The 14,497-nt window shown below is 70.9% G+C and carries 18 protein-coding genes; 3 read left to right on the top strand and 15 right to left on the bottom strand.

Annotated elements, in window-relative coordinates:
• Nucleotides 1-137: 137 nt before the first annotated feature.
• The 3 genes from ACIPN7_RS05055 to glmS are packed head-to-tail and all read right to left on the bottom strand — an operon-like array spanning nucleotide 138 to nucleotide 3,340.
• Complete coding sequence (locus ACIPN7_RS05055; protein ID WP_400538623.1) at nucleotides 138-998, bottom strand: alpha/beta fold hydrolase; 861 nt, start codon at nucleotides 996-998, stop codon at nucleotides 138-140.
• 50 nt (nucleotides 999-1,048) lie between these two features.
• Complete coding sequence (locus tag ACIPN7_RS05050; RefSeq protein WP_400538621.1) at nucleotides 1,049-1,405, bottom strand: pyrophosphatase; 357 nt, start codon at nucleotides 1,403-1,405, stop codon at nucleotides 1,049-1,051.
• A gap of 33 nt (nucleotides 1,406-1,438) precedes the next feature.
• Complete coding sequence (gene glmS, locus ACIPN7_RS05045) at nucleotides 1,439-3,340, bottom strand: glutamine--fructose-6-phosphate transaminase (isomerizing) (RefSeq protein ID WP_400538619.1); 1,902 nt, start codon at nucleotides 3,338-3,340, stop codon at nucleotides 1,439-1,441.
• 121 nt (nucleotides 3,341-3,461) lie between these two features.
• Here glmS and coaA point away from each other — a divergent pair, with 121 nt between their 5' ends.
• A complete protein-coding gene (gene coaA / locus ACIPN7_RS05040) occupies nucleotides 3,462-4,457 on the top strand; it encodes a type I pantothenate kinase (protein ID WP_377231670.1) in 996 nt (331 codons plus the stop codon).
• Here the strand turns inward: coaA and ACIPN7_RS05035 are convergent, their stop codons facing one another.
• From ACIPN7_RS05035 to rplM, 4 genes are all read right to left on the bottom strand, one after another.
• Nucleotides 4,458-5,207, bottom strand: coding sequence for a DedA family protein (locus ACIPN7_RS05035; protein ID WP_400538616.1), 750 nt, complete (start codon nucleotides 5,205-5,207; stop codon nucleotides 4,458-4,460). It abuts the gene before it with no gap.
• Between the two features lie 202 nt (nucleotides 5,208-5,409).
• Entirely contained in the window at nucleotides 5,410-6,774 is a 1,365-nt protein-coding gene (glmM, locus tag ACIPN7_RS05030) for a phosphoglucosamine mutase (protein ID WP_400538614.1), read from the bottom strand.
• Nucleotides 6,775-6,897: 123 nt separating this feature from the next.
• Nucleotides 6,898-7,383: a 30S ribosomal protein S9 gene (gene rpsI, locus ACIPN7_RS05025; protein ID WP_182620582.1), complete on the bottom strand. Its 486-nt coding sequence runs from the start codon at nucleotides 7,381-7,383 to the stop codon at nucleotides 6,898-6,900.
• A gap of 43 nt (nucleotides 7,384-7,426) precedes the next feature.
• Nucleotides 7,427-7,876: a 50S ribosomal protein L13 gene (gene rplM, locus ACIPN7_RS05020; protein WP_377220017.1), complete on the bottom strand. Its 450-nt coding sequence runs from the start codon at nucleotides 7,874-7,876 to the stop codon at nucleotides 7,427-7,429.
• Nucleotides 7,877-8,159: 283 nt separating this feature from the next.
• Between rplM and ACIPN7_RS05015 the strand changes: the two genes are divergently transcribed.
• A complete protein-coding gene (locus tag ACIPN7_RS05015) occupies nucleotides 8,160-8,585 on the top strand; it encodes a DUF5709 domain-containing protein (RefSeq protein WP_400538611.1) in 426 nt (141 codons plus the stop codon).
• Nucleotides 8,586-8,680: 95 nt separating this feature from the next.
• Here ACIPN7_RS05015 and ACIPN7_RS05010 read toward each other — a convergent pair whose 3' ends face one another.
• Nucleotides 8,681-9,592: a tRNA pseudouridine synthase A gene (locus ACIPN7_RS05010; protein WP_400538609.1), complete on the bottom strand. Its 912-nt coding sequence runs from the start codon at nucleotides 9,590-9,592 to the stop codon at nucleotides 8,681-8,683.
• 39 nt (nucleotides 9,593-9,631) lie between these two features.
• Between ACIPN7_RS05010 and ACIPN7_RS05005 the strand changes: the two genes are divergently transcribed.
• On the top strand, nucleotides 9,632-10,390 hold the full coding sequence (locus tag ACIPN7_RS05005; protein WP_400538607.1) for an ROK family protein: 759 nt from the start codon (nucleotides 9,632-9,634) through the stop codon (nucleotides 10,388-10,390).
• 74 nt (nucleotides 10,391-10,464) lie between these two features.
• Here ACIPN7_RS05005 and rplQ read toward each other — a convergent pair whose 3' ends face one another.
• The 7 genes from rplQ to ACIPN7_RS04970 all read right to left on the bottom strand — a co-directional run bounded on the left by rplQ (nucleotide 10,465) and on the right by ACIPN7_RS04970 (nucleotide 14,471).
• On the bottom strand, nucleotides 10,465-11,001 hold the full coding sequence (rplQ, locus tag ACIPN7_RS05000) for a 50S ribosomal protein L17 (protein ID WP_377235428.1): 537 nt from the start codon (nucleotides 10,999-11,001) through the stop codon (nucleotides 10,465-10,467).
• Between the two features lie 58 nt (nucleotides 11,002-11,059).
• Entirely contained in the window at nucleotides 11,060-12,076 is a 1,017-nt protein-coding gene (locus ACIPN7_RS04995) for a DNA-directed RNA polymerase subunit alpha (RefSeq protein ID WP_285101000.1), read from the bottom strand.
• A gap of 186 nt (nucleotides 12,077-12,262) precedes the next feature.
• On the bottom strand, nucleotides 12,263-12,667 hold the full coding sequence (rpsK, locus tag ACIPN7_RS04990; RefSeq protein ID WP_020016139.1) for a 30S ribosomal protein S11: 405 nt from the start codon (nucleotides 12,665-12,667) through the stop codon (nucleotides 12,263-12,265).
• Nucleotides 12,668-12,742: 75 nt separating this feature from the next.
• A complete protein-coding gene (gene rpsM / locus ACIPN7_RS04985) occupies nucleotides 12,743-13,117 on the bottom strand; it encodes a 30S ribosomal protein S13 (RefSeq protein WP_108492286.1) in 375 nt (124 codons plus the stop codon).
• Between the two features lie 183 nt (nucleotides 13,118-13,300).
• Nucleotides 13,301-13,414: a 50S ribosomal protein L36 gene (gene rpmJ / locus ACIPN7_RS04980; RefSeq protein ID WP_003956441.1), complete on the bottom strand. Its 114-nt coding sequence runs from the start codon at nucleotides 13,412-13,414 to the stop codon at nucleotides 13,301-13,303.
• Between the two features lie 127 nt (nucleotides 13,415-13,541).
• Nucleotides 13,542-13,763, bottom strand: a complete 222-nt coding sequence (gene infA, locus ACIPN7_RS04975; RefSeq protein WP_020016137.1) for a translation initiation factor IF-1 — start codon at nucleotides 13,761-13,763, stop codon at nucleotides 13,542-13,544.
• Nucleotides 13,764-14,057: 294 nt separating this feature from the next.
• Complete coding sequence (locus ACIPN7_RS04970) at nucleotides 14,058-14,471, bottom strand: hypothetical protein (protein WP_400538561.1); 414 nt, start codon at nucleotides 14,469-14,471, stop codon at nucleotides 14,058-14,060.
• Between the last annotated feature and the right edge of the window lie 26 nt (nucleotides 14,472-14,497).

The following is a 14,497-nucleotide window of genomic DNA, read 5'->3' as shown; positions in this document are numbered from 1 at the left end:
GGTAAAGGTGGCACCTGCTTCGTATCGGCAGGGCGCCACCTTTCGCGCGTAGGAGGTTGCCATGCCGGAGGACGACGACAAGCTCCCCTTCCCCGTGATCATGGTCGTGGTCTTCGGCATCGTGATCGCCGCGATCGTCACGCTGCTGGTGTACGTCGCCGTGTCGAGCTGACGCCGCCCGCCTCCTCGACGCGGTCGAGCCACTCCCCCACCAGGGTCTCGAACAGGCCGCGCTGCTCGATGTGCAGCGAGTGCCCCGCGCGGTCCAGCACGGCGAACGTGGCGCGCGGGTACTGCTCCAGCAGGTCCCACGCGTCGCGGTAGCCCGTGACCGAGTCCTGGCGGCCGACGGCGATCAGGACCGGCTTGTCGAACGGCACGGGCTCCACGGGGAACGTCCCGGCGTAGCTCGCCTCGATCCGCGCGACCGCCGCCGGGTCGGCCGCGGCCAGCCCGGGGTCGACCTCCCGGCGTGCCCGTGCCCAGGTCTCCTCCGTCTGCACCACGAGCACGTCCTCCGCGTCGAGCGCGGCGTCCCCGACCCGCTCGGCGAGCGCCTGGTCGCGGACCAGCACCTGGCGCCCGGGGAGCCGGCGCAGCTCGTGGCGCGGTTCGACGAGCGTGACGACGGCGGCCAGGCCGGCGACCCGGTCCGGGTCGGCCGCCGCCAGACCGCGCGCCAGGTACCCGCCGTACGACTGCCCGACGACGACGTAGGGACCCTCGGGCACCAGCGCCCCGACCGCTCCCCGCAGGATCCGGAAGACGTCGTCGGTGCTCGCGACGTCCGGGGCCGCCGTGCGGCCCATGCCCGGCAGGTCCACGTAGACCCTGCGCCAGCCCTGGCGCTCCGCGAGGACGGGCTCGAACGCTCCGGTCATGATCCTGTGGTCCACCGGGAACCCGTGGACCAGCACCGCCGTGCGCACCGCCGCGCCTGCCTGCGGCCCGTGCTCCACGTAGTGCACCCGGACCCCGTCGACCTCCACGTACGCCATCAGTGCTCCTCTCGCCGGGCCGCCACGGCAGGGGCCCGTCCGCCCAGACCCTAGACGGTGCCACCGACATCGCGGATGCCCGCGGTGTCCTCCGGCCGGACCAGGTGCCGCCAGCGGAACCACTTGCGCTCCAGCTCCTCGGGCAGGTCGACGTCGAACCGCCGGGCCACGAGCAGGAGCTGCGCGAGCGCGTCCGCGACCTCGCCCCGGAACGCGTCCCGGATCTCGTCCTCGGACAGGCCCCGGTCCCGCGAGCGCCCGGACAGCGTGAGGAACGCCTGGGTGAGCTCGCCGATCTCCTCCTGGAGCTTCAGCACGAGCCAGTCGTCCGTGCGTTCCAGGCCGTGCACGCGCGCGTAGACCCGGCTGATGATCTCGACCTCGTCGGAGAGCTGCTTCAGTTCCACGCCGACGAGCGTGCCACAGCCGGGCCGACGGGCTTACTCGACGGTCACCGACTTGGCGAGGTTGCGCGGCTGGTCCACGTCCAGGCCCTTGGCCGTGGCGAGCGCCATCGCGAAGATCTGGAGCGGCACGACGGCCAGCAGCGGCTGGAGCAGCGTGGGCGCCTGCGGGATCCAGAAGATCTCGTCGGCGTACTTGCGTACCTCGTCGTCGCCGTCCTCGGCGATCACCAGGGTGCGGGCACCGCGCGCCCGGATCTCCTGGATGTTGGAGACCACCTTGGAGTGCAGGGAGTCGCGGCCGCGCGGGGAGGGCACCACCACGAACACGGGCTGCCCCTCGTCGATCAGGGCGATCGGCCCGTGCTTGAGCTCGCCGGCGGCGAAGCCCTCCGCGTGGATGTAGGCGAGCTCCTTGAGCTTGAGCGCGCCCTCCAGGGCCACCGGGAACCCGACGTGCCGCCCCAGGAACAGCACCTTGTCCGACTTCTCCATGGACCGGGCGGTCGCGCGCACGTACTCGCCGCGCTCGATGACGGTCTGGATCTTGGCCGGCATGGCCCGCAGCTCGTCGAGCAGTATCCCGATCTCGTCGGGGAACTTGTTGCCGCGCAGCTGGGCGAGGTACAGGCCCAGCACGTAGGCGGCGGTGATCTGCGCGAGGAACGCCTTGGTGGAGGCGACGGCGATCTCGGGGCCGGCGTGCGTGTAGAGCACCGCGTCCGACTCGCGCGGGATCGTGGAGCCGTGGGTGTTGACGATCGAGATCACCTTGGCGCCCTGCTCGCGCGCGTGCCGCACGGCCATCAGGGTGTCCATGGTCTCGCCGGACTGCGTCACGGCGACCACCAGCGTGCGCTCGTCGACGATCGGGTCGCGGTAGCGGAACTCGTGCGCCAGCTCGACCTCGACCGGGATGCGGCACCAGTGCTCGATCGCGTACTTCGCCACGTGCCCGGAGTAGGCGGCGGTGCCGCACGCGATCACGATGATCTTGTTCACGGCGCGCAGGATCGACTCGTCGATGCGCAGGTCGTCCAGCACGAGCGCGCCCGCGGCGTCGGTGCGGCCGAGCAGCGTGTCGGCCACGGCCTGCGGCTGGTCGTGGATCTCCTTGTCCATGAAGGAGTCGAAGCCGCCCTTCTCGGCGGCCGCGGCGTCCCAGTCCACGGTGTAGCGCTTGGCCTCGGCGGGCTTGCCGTCGAAGTCGGTCACGTCCACCGACGTCGGCGTGATGGTCACCACCTGGTCCTGGCCCAGCTCCAGGGCCTCCTTGGTGTGCGCGATGAACGCGGCGACGTCGGAGCCCAGGAAGTTCTCGCCCTCGCCGAGCCCCACCACGAGCGGGGAGTCGTGCCGTGCGCCGACCACCGTCTCAGGCGCGTCGGCGTGCACGGCCAGCAGCGTGAACGTGCCCTCCAGCCGGCGAGCGGTAGCGGTCATGGCGGCCGTCAGGTCGCCGGTCTCGCGGTACGCCTTGGCCACGAGGTGGGCGGCCACCTCGGTGTCGGTCTCGGAACGGAACACCACGCCGTCGGCCAGCAGCTCGGCCTTGAGCTGGGCGAAGTTCTCGACGATGCCGTTGTGGATCACGGCGAGGCGGTCGCCGTCGGCCAGGTGCGGGTGGGCGTTCGCGTCGGTGGGGCCACCGTGCGTCGCCCAGCGGGTGTGCCCGATCGCCGCGGTGGCCTCCGGGAGCGGGTCGTGGTCCAGCACCTCGATCAGGTTGGCGAGCTTGCCCGACTTCTTGGCCCAGGCCACGCCGTCCAGCCCGGGCGCGACGAGCGCCACCCCGGCCGAGTCGTAGCCGCGGTACTCGAGGCGCCGCAGCCCCTCGACGGCCACGTCGAGGGGCGTGCCCGAGGGCAGGGCCGCGCCCGAGGCGCCGCCGTCCGCGATAGTCGCGGCAGTTCCGGTGTAACCGACGATCCCACACATGCGGGCGAGTCTAACGAGCGTTCGGAGCGGTACCCATGACCGGGCTCACAGGGCTCGTTTCTCACCCGCAGGATCACCTGCCGCCTCGGACGATGCCGATTCTTGCCCCAGGTGGGGCACAATGCTGCAGGTGGTTTCACAGTTCCCGACGACGGACCTCGGGGAGCACCTGCTCGCCCTCGCCCCGTCCTCGCCCTACGTGGATCTCGACCGGGCGGCCTGGAGCCGCCTCTCGGCATCCACCCCGCTGCCGCTGACCGACGACGACGTCGAGCGCCTGCGCGGACTCGGTGACCCGATCGACCTCGCCGAGGTCGACGCGATCTACCGCCCTCTGTCGCGACTGCTCAACCTCTACGTGCAGGCCACCGGCGGCCTGCACGACGCGACCTCGACCTTCCTGCACGAGGACCCGCCCCGCACCCCGTACGTCATCGGCGTGGCCGGCTCGGTGGCCGTCGGCAAGTCGACGACGGCGCGCGTGCTGCGCGAGATGCTCGCCCGCTGGCCCGAGACCCCGCGCGTCGAGCTCATCACGACCGACGGGTTCCTCTACCCGAACGCGGAGCTCGAACGGCGGGGCCTGATGGAGCGCAAGGGCTTCCCGGAGTCGTACGACCGGCGCGCCCTGATCAGGTTCCTGTCCCGCATCAAGGCCGGCCAGTCCGAGGTGCGGGCCCCCGTGTACTCGCACGTCATCTACGACATCGTGCCCGAGCTGGAGGTGGTGGTCCGCAAGCCCGACGTGCTCATCGTCGAGGGCCTGAACGTGCTGCAGCCGGCCCGGCCGTCCGCCGTGGACGAGTCGACCGTCGCGGTGAGCGACTTCTTCGACTTCTCGATCTACGTGGACGCCCGCACCCGGAACATCCGGCAGTGGTACGTGGAACGCTTCCTGGAGCTGCGCCGCACGGCGTTCACCAAGCCGGACTCCTACTTCAAGCGGTACGCGTCGCTCTCCGACCAGGAGGCCACGGACAAGGCCCTGTCGATCTGGGAGTCGATCAACGCGCCGAACCTCGAGAAGAACATCCTGCCCACGCGAGGACGCGCCACGCTGGTGCTCACCAAGGGCTCGGACCACGCGGTGCAGCGGGTCCGGCTGCGCAAGCTCTAGTCAGCGGTCCTTCGCGGACCGGCCCGCGTCGTCGGACCGGTGGACGTACTCCTTGACCATCTCGGTGGCGCCCGCCGGGACGGCGACCTTCTCGCCGTCCGCGCCCTCCTCGCCGTCCGGCACCTCGTGGAGGTGCCGGCGCGAGAACCAGCCCACCACCTTGTCCACGAGGAAACCCATCGCGACGCCCAGCACCACGCCGATGGCGATCGCCAGCAGCGGCTCGTGCCCGAGCCACTGGGCCGCGACGAGGCCGATCCCCGCGGAGTACAGCGCCCACATGACCGCCGCGATGGCGGCGACGAGCATGAACCGGCGCCGCGGGTAGCCGACGGCGCCCGCCGTCATGTTCACGGCCACGCGCCCGATCGGCACGTAGCGCGCAGCGAGGATGAAGGAGGCGCCGCGGCGGGCCAGCGCCCGCTCGGCCCAGTCCACGGCCCGGCGCCCGCGGGCCGAGCGCAGGAACGGCACCCGGTCGGTGCCGATCATCTTGCCGATCTGGTACGCGATCTGGTCCCCGACCCAGGCCCCGGCCGCGGCCGCGATCAGCACGAGCCACATCCAGGGCGTGCCGGTGCTGTGGGCCGACACGGTCAGGGTGATGACCACCGACTCGCTGGGCAGCGGCGGGAAGAAGCCGTCGATGGTTGCGAACGCGAACATGGCCGGGTAGATCCACGGCGAGGCGGCCATCGCGAGGATCCATGCCTCGGTGGCGCTCAGGACGGTGGAGATGAGTTCGAGCACGGGACCTCGGGAGTCTCGGCCGGGGCACTACCCGGGGGGCGGAGAAGGGCACCTCATAGTGCCTTCGTCCAGACTACGCAAGAGGGCCCCCTGAATCGCATCAGGGGACCCCCTGGTAGAACCCCGCTTCCCAAGGATTCACGGGCCGTTCACGCCTGCACCCCGCCGAGGGTGAAACGCGCCGGAGCGCTCGACGGCCCCGTCAGAGCGCGAGCCGCTCCCGCACCACGGCGGCGAGATCCTCCGCGACCTTGTCCGCCTCGTCCTGGGCGGGCGCCTCGACCATGACGCGCACCAGTGGCTCCGTGCCGGACTGACGCAGCAGCACGCGGCCGGTGTCGCCGAGCCGCGAGGTCGCGGCGGCCACGGCGCTCTGCACGCCCTCGTCCGTGCCGGCCCGCGACTTGTCCACGCCGCGCACGTTCACGAGCGTCTGCGGCAGGCGCTCGATCTCTCCCGCGAGGTCGGCCAGCCGCTTGCCCGACGCCTTGACCCGTGCCGCGAGGTGCAGCGCCGACAGCACGCCGTCGCCGGTCGTCGCGTGGTCGGCCAGGATGATGTGGCCCGACTGCTCGCCGCCCAGGCCGTAGCCCTGGGCGCGCATCTCCTCCAGCACGTACCGGTCGCCCACCGCGGTCTGCACCGTGGTGATGCCGCGCTCCCGCATGGCGAGGATGAGCCCGAGGTTGCTCATGACGGTCACCACCAGGGTGTCGCCCGGCAGGCGGCCCTCCTCCTTGAGTGCGGTGGCCAGGATCCCGAGGATCTGGTCGCCGTCCACGATCGCGCCGGTGTGGTCCACGGCGAGGCAGCGGTCGGCGTCGCCGTCGAACGCGACGCCGAAGTCCGCCTCGGACGCCACCACGACGGCCTGGAGCTGCTCCGGGTGGGTGGAACCGCACTTCTCGTTGATGTTCCGGCCGTCAGGGCTGGCGTTCATCACCACGACGTCGGCGCCCGCGGCGCGCAGCGCCTCCGGGCCGACCTCGCTCGCCGCGCCGTTCGCGCAGTCCAGCGCGATGCGCAGCCCTTCGAGAGGGCGGTGGTCGGGCGTGGTGCCGACGCTGTCCGTCAGGTGCCGCACGTAGCGCTCGGCGGCCGCCTGGCCGTCCGTGCGGATGCGCCCGACGGCGGCGCCCGTCGGGCGCTCCCAGTCGTCACCGAGGGTCGCCTGGATGGCGTCCTCGACGGCGTCGTCGAGCTTGAGCCCGCCGCGCGCGAAGAACTTGATGCCGTTGTCCGGCATCGGGTTGTGCGAGGCGGAGACCATGACCCCGAGGTCGGCCTCCAGCTCGGTCACCAGGTAGGCCAGCGCGGGTGTGGGCAGCACGTTGAGCATCACCACGTCCACGCCGGCCGACGCGAGACCCGCGGCCACGGCACCGGCGAGGAACTCGCCGGACGCCCGGGTGTCGCGCCCGACGACGGCCCGCGGACGCGGGCCCAGCAGCTCACCCTGCGCGGTCAGGACCCTGGCCGCCGCGGCGCCCAGCTCCAGCGCCAGCTCCGCGGTGATGTCCTTGTTGGCGAGGCCCCGAACTCCGTCGGTGCCGAACAGCCTGCCCATGCACATTCTCCTCAGCTCGTTCCGATCCCACCGTAGTGGGGCCCGGCCAGCGCCGGAAATGCAGGTGGCCCCGCTGAACAGTGTCGACACTGTTCGGCGGGGCCACCCGGCCAAGCGCTCTGATCAGCGCTTCGAGTACTGCGGAGCCTTGCGGGCCTTCTTGAGACCGGCCTTCTTGCGCTCGACCTTGCGGTCGTCACGCGTGAGGAAGCCGGCCTTCTTGAGCTCGGCGCGGTTCGACTCCTCGTCGATGGCGTTCAGCGCACGGGCGATGCCCAGGCGCAGCGCGCCGGCCTGACCCGACGTGCCGCCACCCGTGATCCGGGCGATGACGTCGAAACGGCCCTCGACCTCGACCAGGTTCAGCGGGGAGTTGACCAGCTGCTGGTGCACCTTGTTCGGGAAGTAGTCCTCGAGGGTGCGGCCGTTGATCTTCCAGGTGCCGGTGCCGGGGACGAGGCGCACGCGCGCCACGGCCTCCTTGCGGCGCCCGAGGGCCTGGCCCGGGGCGGTGATGGACGAACCGCGCGTTGCCGGCGCGGCAGTCTCGGTGGTGTAGTTGCTGGGCGCCTCGGCGCCCTGCTCGAATTCGACGGTGGTCTCGGCCACGGTGATGTCCTCGCGTCCTTCGCGTTGCGATCCGGCAGCGGCCTCAGGCCTGCTGCGAAACCTGGGTGATCTCGAACGGCTTGGCCTGCTGCGCCGTGTGCGGGTGCTCAGAGCCTGCGTAGACCTTCAGGTGGGTCATCTGCGTCCGACCGAGCGAGGTCTTGGGGATCATGCCGCGCACGGCCTTCTCGATGGCGCGCTCCGGCTTGGTGTCCAGGAGCTCGCCGTACGGGGTGGCCGTGAGACCGCCCGGGTAACCCGAGTGGCGGTAAGCCAGCTTGGTCTCGCGCTTGTTGCCGCTCAGCGCGACCTTGTCGGCGTTGATGATGATGACGAAGTCACCACCGTCGACGTGCGGAGCGAAGGTCGGCTTGTGCTTCCCGCGCAGCAGGGTTGCGACCTGGCTTGCCAGGCGGCCCAGGACGACGTCGGTCGCGTCGATGACGTACCAGTCGCGCTGGACGTCGCCGGGCTTGGGGGTGTACGTACGCACGGTTCGTAACCTTTTCGTTTGCGGTGTCGTCGGGCGAGAAGCGGCGCCCGATGAGTCAGGTCGTTGTGCGCGGGGGTCAGAATGACGTCCGGGCCGTTCGTCGGCACTCGAGTGGGCTCGGTGCTGACGCAGGACGTCGTGACAAAGCACAACGACTCATTAGAGTACCCGGCAGTTTCCCCGGGGGTCAAAGCGTAGGCGGCCTCCGGGGCGGTTCCACGGGCATGAGGTTCGCCACGTCCGCACTCTGGCGCCCACGCCGATCTGGTGTCACGGTAGGAGCATGACCGAGGAAACACCCGCCACCATGCCAGGACCGGACGGCATCGCCGAGGGCGACACCGACCAGCTCCCGACCGAGGACACCCTGTACAGCCGGGGTCCGAAGGACTTCCTCGACGAGGGGTACTCCCCGCCCGACCGCCCGCGCTCGAACCACTGGGGCGAGACCTCGCAGGAGGAGCGCCAGGGCGAGTCGATGGACCAGCGGCTCAGCGAGGAGGAGCCGGACGTCTGGCAGGACGACCCGCTGGACCGCGCCGACACGTCGCGCGCGGGCCGGCTCGTCTCCGACCCCGACGCGGACCCCGGTAACTACGCGGCCGAGGACGGCAACCGCGAGAACGACCTGTACGGCACCGACGCGGGCATCGACGGCGCGGGCGCGAGCGCCGAGGAGGCCGCGGTCCACTGGGTCGAGGAGCCGTGACCGGAGCGCAGCGCAGGGTGAGGGCCGCGGCGCAGCAAGGCACTCGTCCGTAGCGGAGCGCAGGTCACGGCTCCTCGACAAGCAGAGAGCCCCAGCTAGCCCGACGCCGGCACCGGCTCGTCCCAGACGTCCTCGTCCATCCGCCTGGCCCGGACGGCGTCGGCGCGGGCGGCGAGCTCGGTGTCCGGCGGGAACGTGATCTCCTCCAGGCACAGCCCCTCCGGCGGCACGACGAAGACGCCCGCGTCCCGGCGCCGGCTCGCCAGGAGCACGGCCGGCCAGCTCTCGGCGCGCCGCCCCTCCCCGACCGCGATCGACGCGCCGACCAGCGCCCGCACCATGTTGTGGCAGAACGCGTCGGCGACGACGCGCCCCACCACGAGCCCCGCGTCCGGCCCGTCGGCGGGCCGTTCCCACGCGATGCTCTGCAGCTCCCGGATGGTCGTGGCCCCGGGCCGGGGCTTGCAGTAGGCGGCGAAGTCGCGCACGCCGGTCAGCGGGCGGACGGCGGCGTCCATCGCCCTGACGTCGAGCGGCTTGCGGTTCCACAGGACGTGCCGGCGGCGCAGGGGGTCCCGCAGCGCGACGTCGTCGGCAATCCGGTAGGTGTAGCGGCGGCGCAGCGCGGAGAAGCGCGCGTCGAAACCCACGGGCGCCGGCGCGGCCCGGCGCACCACGAGGTCCCCGGGGAGCACGCCGCCCAGCCGGGTGACCAGCGCCTCCCCCGGTGTGCGGTCGGACCGGCCCGGCAGCGCGGCCCAGCCGTCGACGTCGACGTCGACGTGCGCCACCTGGCCCCGGGCGTGCACGCCGGAGTCCGTGCGGCCGGCGACCGTGAGCCGAGGCGCCGGCAGGCCGCGCTGCGCGCTTCGCAGCACCTGCGCGAGCCCGTCCTCCAGCGCGCCCTCGACGGTGCGCAGGGCCGGCTGACGGGCCCAGCCCGCGAAGTCGGTCCCCTCGTAGGCGAGGTCGAGGCGGACCCGGATGAAGTCGTTCACGACAGCCATCTTCCCCGATCTCCCCGCAGGGGTTCGTACAGTGACGTCATGGCAGACACCCTCACGCTGGCGGTCGACTGTGGCGGCGGCGGGATCAAGGCGGCCGTCCTCGACACGTCCGGGACCGCGCACGCGACACCCGTCCGCGTGCCGACGCCCTACCCGCTCCCGCCCGAGCTGCTCGTCGACACGATCGCGAAGATCGCCACGGACCTCCCCGCCGCCGCGCGGGTCACGGTCGGCATGCCGGGCATGATCCGCAGCGGCGTGGTGGTGCACACGCCGCACTACATCACCCGGTCAGGGCCCCGTTCCCGGGTGGTGCCCGCGCTCCAGGACGCGTGGAGCAGCTTCGACATGCAGGCGGCGGTCGCGGCACGCCTGGGGCTGCCCGCGCTCGTCCTGAACGACGCCGAGGTGCACGGCGCGGGCGTGGTCGCGGCATCCGGCCTGGAGCTGGTCATCACGCTCGGCACGGGCCTCGGGACGGCGATGTTCCACGGCGGGCGCATCGCCCCGCACCTGGAGTGGTCGCACGCCCCCGTGCGCCGCAGCCTCACGTACGACCAGTACATCGGGGAGCCCGAACGGCGCCGGCTCGGGGACGGCCTGTGGTCGCGGCGCGTGGTCACCGTGGTGGACGGGCTGCGGCCCGTCTTCCTGTGGGACCGGCTCTACATCGGCGGCGGCAACGCGCGCTGCATCACGCCGTCGGCGCTGGCCCGCCTGGGCGACGACGTCGTCATCGTCCCCAACTCGGCCGCGCTCGTGGGCGGTGCCCGGGCCTGGGACCTCCCGCCGTCCTGACACCTCGGACGACGACGCCGGCCGCACCCTCCGTACGGAAGGTGCGGCCGGCGTCGTGCAGGAAAGAAAGGGGCTCAGGCCTCCTTCTTGTCCTCCGTGGTCTCCTCGGCGGGAGCGTCCTCGGCGGGGGCGTCCTTGACGTCCTCGGCGGGGGTCTCCTCGACGGGAGCGTCCTCAACCGGCGCGTCCTCGACCGGGGCAGCCTTCTCGGCGGCCTTGGTGGCCTCCTTGACGACGGCCTGCTTGGGGCTGACGGGCTCGGTGATGAGCTCGATGACCGCCATCGGCGCGTTGTCGCCCTTGCGGGTGCCGATCTTGGTGATGCGCGTGTAGCCACCGTTGCGCTCGGCCATGGCCGGGGCGATCTCGGTGAACAGCGTGTGGACCACGCCCTTGTCGCGCACGACGGTGAGCACGCGGCGACGGGCGGACAGGTCGCCCTTCTTCGCGAACGTGATCAGGCGCTCGGCCAGCGGACGCAGGCGCTTGGCCTTGGTCTCGGTGGTCGTGATCCGGCCGTGCTCGAAGAGCGAGGTCGACAGGTTCGCGAGGATCAGGCGCTCGTGAGCCGGGCTACCGCCGAGCCGTGCGCCCTTGGTGGGGGTAGGCATTGTTGCTTGTCTCCTTGAATGTGGTTCCGCATGCTCGGCCTAGGCCGGGCACGGGACGTCAGTACGACTGCTCGTCGCTGCTGTAGGCCGCGGAGTCGCCACCCTCGAAGTACGAGGCGCCGGCCGGATCGAAGTCCAGCGGCGAGTCCTTGAGGCTGAGGCCGAGCTCGGCCAGCTTCTCCTTGACCTCGGTGATCGACTTGGCACCGAAGTTGCGGATGTCGAGCAGGTCCGCCTCGCTGCGGGCCACGAGCTCGCCCACCTGGTGGATGCCCTCGCGCTTGAGGCAGTTGTACGAACGGATGGTGAGGTTGAGCTCCTCGATCGGCAGCGCCAGGTCCGCGGCCAGCGCGGTGTCCGTCGGCGACGGGCCGATCTCGATGCCCTCGGCCTCTACGTTCAGCTCACGTGCCAGGCCGAACAGCTCGACCAGGGTCTTGCCAGCCGAAGCGAGCGCGTCGCGAGGCGTGATCGCCTGCTTGGTCTCGACGTCGACGATGAGCTTGTCGAAGTCGGTGCGCTGCTCGACTCGGGTGGCCTCGACCTTGTACGTGACCTTGAGGACCGGCGAGTAGATCGAGTCGACCGGGATGCGTCCGATCTCCGCGTCGAACTGCTTGTTCTGCGCGGCGGACACGTACCCACGGCCCCGCTCGACGGTCAGCTCGATCTCGAGCTTGCCCTTGTCGTTCAGGGTGGCGATGTGCAGGTCGGGGTTGTGCACCTCGACCCCCGCCGGCGGAACGATGTCCGCGGCGGTCACGGTGCCGGCGCCCTGCTTGCGCAGGTACATCACGACGGGCTCGTCGTTCTCCGAGGAGACGACGAGGTTCTTGATGTTGAGGATGATCTCGGTGACGTCCTCCTTCACGCCCGACACGGTGCTGAACTCGTGCAGCACGTTGTCGATACGGATGGACGTGACGGCCGCGCCCGGGATGGACGACAGCAGGGTGCGACGCATCGAGTTGCCGAGCGTGTAGCCGAAGCCAGGCTCGAGCGGCTCGATGGAGAAGCGGGAACGGCTCTCCGAGATGACCTCTTCGGTCAGCGTGGGGCGCTGTGCGATGAGCACTGTGGGTGTCCTTTCAGTGTGCGTCCGCTATATGACGCATCACGGCCTTGCGATCTCTCGCAGCCCGGGCGGATCTCTGTCACCGTCCAGGCGGGGTGCTCACCTCGTGAGGTGAGCGAGCGCCGCGATCGCGGTGCGGTCCCGCAGCCCTGGGGCTGCTCGGCCGCACCGCGTCGCGACGGACAATCAGACGCGGCGACGCTTCGGGGGGCGGCAGCCGTTGTGCGCCTGGGGCGTCACGTCCTGGATCGAGCCGACCTCGAGGCCGGTCGCCTGGAGGGAGCGGATGGCGGTCTCGCGACCGGAACCCGGGCCCTTCACGAAGACGTCGACCTTCTTGACGCCGTGCTCCTGCGCACGACGAGCGGCCGACTCGGCTGCCATCTGCGCGGCGTACGGGGTCGACTTGCGGGAGCCCTTGAAGCCGACGTGGCCGGCAGAGGCCCACGACACCACGGCACCGGACGGGTCGGTGATCGAGATGATCGTGTTGTTGAAGGTGGACTTGATGTGCGCCTGGCCGAGCGGGACGTTCTTCTTGTCCTTGCGGCGCGGCTTGCGGCCGGCGGCGGCGCGAGTCTTGGGAGGCATCTGTTCTGTAATCTCCTGGTCTGATCGGACCGGGGCGGTCTCAGCTCGATGAGCCGACCGCTCCACGGACTGCTATCAGCGGGCCTTCTTCTTGCCCGCGACGGTGCGCTTGGGACCCTTGCGGGTACGCGCGTTGGTCTTGGTGCGCTGACCACGCACCGGCAGTCCGCGACGGTGGCGGATGCCCTGGTAGGTGCCGATCTCGACCTTGCGGCGGATGTCGGCCGCGACCTCACGGCGGAGGTCACCCTCGAGCTTGAAGTTGCCCTCGAGGTAGTCGCGGAGCGCAACGAGCTCGGCGTCGCCGAGGTCCTTCACGCGGACGTCCGGGCTGATGCCCGTGGCGGCCAGGGTCTCCTGCGCGCGGGTACGACCCACACCGAAGATGTAAGTGAGCGCAACCTCAAGCCGCTTGTCGCGGGGGAGGTCGACGCCGATAAGACGTGCCATGTGCCTTCCGGCTCCTGTACTGCTCATCGGAGGTCTGCCGCACCGCCATCCCGCGATTCTTCGCGGGCCCCGGCCTCCGGACCGAGGGTTCCCCTGCCCTGCGCGGTTGCCGCGGGGCGTGGTTCGAGGTGGTGCGCTGGTGGTGGCCTCAGCCACCGGCCCGGGCGGGTGCCCGGGGCGTGATCAGCCCTGGCGCTGCTTGTGGCGCAGGTTGTCGCAGATCACCATGACGCGACCGTGCCGGCGAATCACCTTGCACTTGTCACAGATCTTCTTGACGCTCGGCTTGACCTTCATCGGGTTTTCCTCCACCACGTGCGTCCGGTGTCCCGGTGCGCGCGCAGCAGTGTCGTGGGTGGTCGATCGTACGGCGACGTCGTCCTCGGCCAGGCCGTGGGCGACGCAGCCCCGGATCGGGGACTGACTACTTGTAGCGGTAGACGATCCGGCCGCGGGACAGGTCGTACGGGCTGAGCTCCACCACCACGCGGTCCTCAGGGAGGATCCGGATGTAGTGCTGTCGCATCTTTCCTGAGATGTGCGCGAGAACCTTGTGACCGTTCGACAGCTCGACGCGGAACATCGCGTTCGGCAGAGCCTCGATCACACTGCCCTCGATCTCGATGACACCGTCCTTCTTTGCCATATCCTCCGCTAACTCTCGTCGTGACTGCTTCCACGCCCACGGCACCGCAGGAGACCTGCGAAACCGACAGTCGGGTGTGGATGTCGCGTGTGTCCGCGTACCGCCTACCTCGTGTGCCTCGGCCTGCGCCCCGCTTCCGCGGGGACCGGCAGGCGCCGTCGGCACCCTTTCAAGATCTGGAGGCGTTGAACGGACTACACCCAGCGATCTATCTTACGTCAGTTCGTAAACCATTCAAAGCGAAGACCGCCGACGGCGCACGCCCGGCGCGTGAGCCTCGCCACGCGGGGCCGCTCAGAGGTCGTACTCGACCCCGGGCAGACCGATCATCGTGTGCGGCAGGCTGCCCACGAAGAAGAACAGCATCGGCAGCCACCCGAGCACGATGCCCAGGCCCAGCGCGACCAGCACGGACTGCCCGCGCGCGGCCCAGAGCCACACGCCCGCCAGCCACACCACGATGCCGAGCAGCAGGACGGACTCCCACACCAGGAGCGACGTGCCGAACCCGAGCACGATGCCCACCCACAGAAAGGGGCTCACCGCCAGGCGCCGGCCCCATGCGGCGAGCCAGCGTCCGAACCGCCGCAGGCCGCGGTTGAGGGCCGGGAGGATCCGCACGTACCAGGGCCCACGCGTCCGGCCCGGCCCGGCGTGCGCAGGCGCCGCGTAGGTGGTGTCGGACAGGGTGTGCGCTTCATCGGTCACGGGCCGATCGTAGCCAACTGACCCCG

It is taken from the genome of Promicromonospora sp. NPDC090134 (assembly GCF_044746965.1).
In the GTDB taxonomy this organism is placed as follows: domain Bacteria; phylum Actinomycetota; class Actinomycetes; order Actinomycetales; family Cellulomonadaceae; genus Promicromonospora.
This window is presented reverse-complemented; position numbering and strand designations above follow the sequence as displayed.

Bases quoted from the DNA above. Each gene is read 5' to 3' on its own strand.
- ACIPN7_RS05055 (WP_400538623.1), bottom strand. From the start codon at position 998: ATGGCGTACGTGGAGGTCGACGGGGTCCGGGTGCACTACGTGGAGCAC.
- glmS (WP_400538619.1), bottom strand. From the start codon at position 3,340: ATGTGTGGGATCGTCGGTTACACCGGAACTGCCGCGACTATCGCGGAC.
- coaA (WP_377231670.1), top strand. From the start codon at position 3,462: ATGCTGCAGGTGGTTTCACAGTTCCCGACGACGGACCTCGGGGAGCAC.
- glmM (WP_400538614.1), bottom strand. From the start codon at position 6,774: ATGGGCAGGCTGTTCGGCACCGACGGAGTTCGGGGCCTCGCCAACAAG.
- ACIPN7_RS05015 (WP_400538611.1), top strand. From the start codon at position 8,160: ATGACCGAGGAAACACCCGCCACCATGCCAGGACCGGACGGCATCGCC.
- ACIPN7_RS05010 (WP_400538609.1), bottom strand. From the start codon at position 9,592: ATGGCTGTCGTGAACGACTTCATCCGGGTCCGCCTCGACCTCGCCTAC.
- ACIPN7_RS05005 (WP_400538607.1), top strand. From the start codon at position 9,632: ATGGCAGACACCCTCACGCTGGCGGTCGACTGTGGCGGCGGCGGGATC.
- rplQ (WP_377235428.1), bottom strand. From the start codon at position 11,001: ATGCCTACCCCCACCAAGGGCGCACGGCTCGGCGGTAGCCCGGCTCAC.
- rpsK (WP_020016139.1), bottom strand. From the start codon at position 12,667: ATGCCTCCCAAGACTCGCGCCGCCGCCGGCCGCAAGCCGCGCCGCAAG.
- rpsM (WP_108492286.1), bottom strand. From the start codon at position 13,117: ATGGCACGTCTTATCGGCGTCGACCTCCCCCGCGACAAGCGGCTTGAG.
- rpmJ (WP_003956441.1), bottom strand. From the start codon at position 13,414: ATGAAGGTCAAGCCGAGCGTCAAGAAGATCTGTGACAAGTGCAAGGTG.
- infA (WP_020016137.1), bottom strand. From the start codon at position 13,763: ATGGCAAAGAAGGACGGTGTCATCGAGATCGAGGGCAGTGTGATCGAG.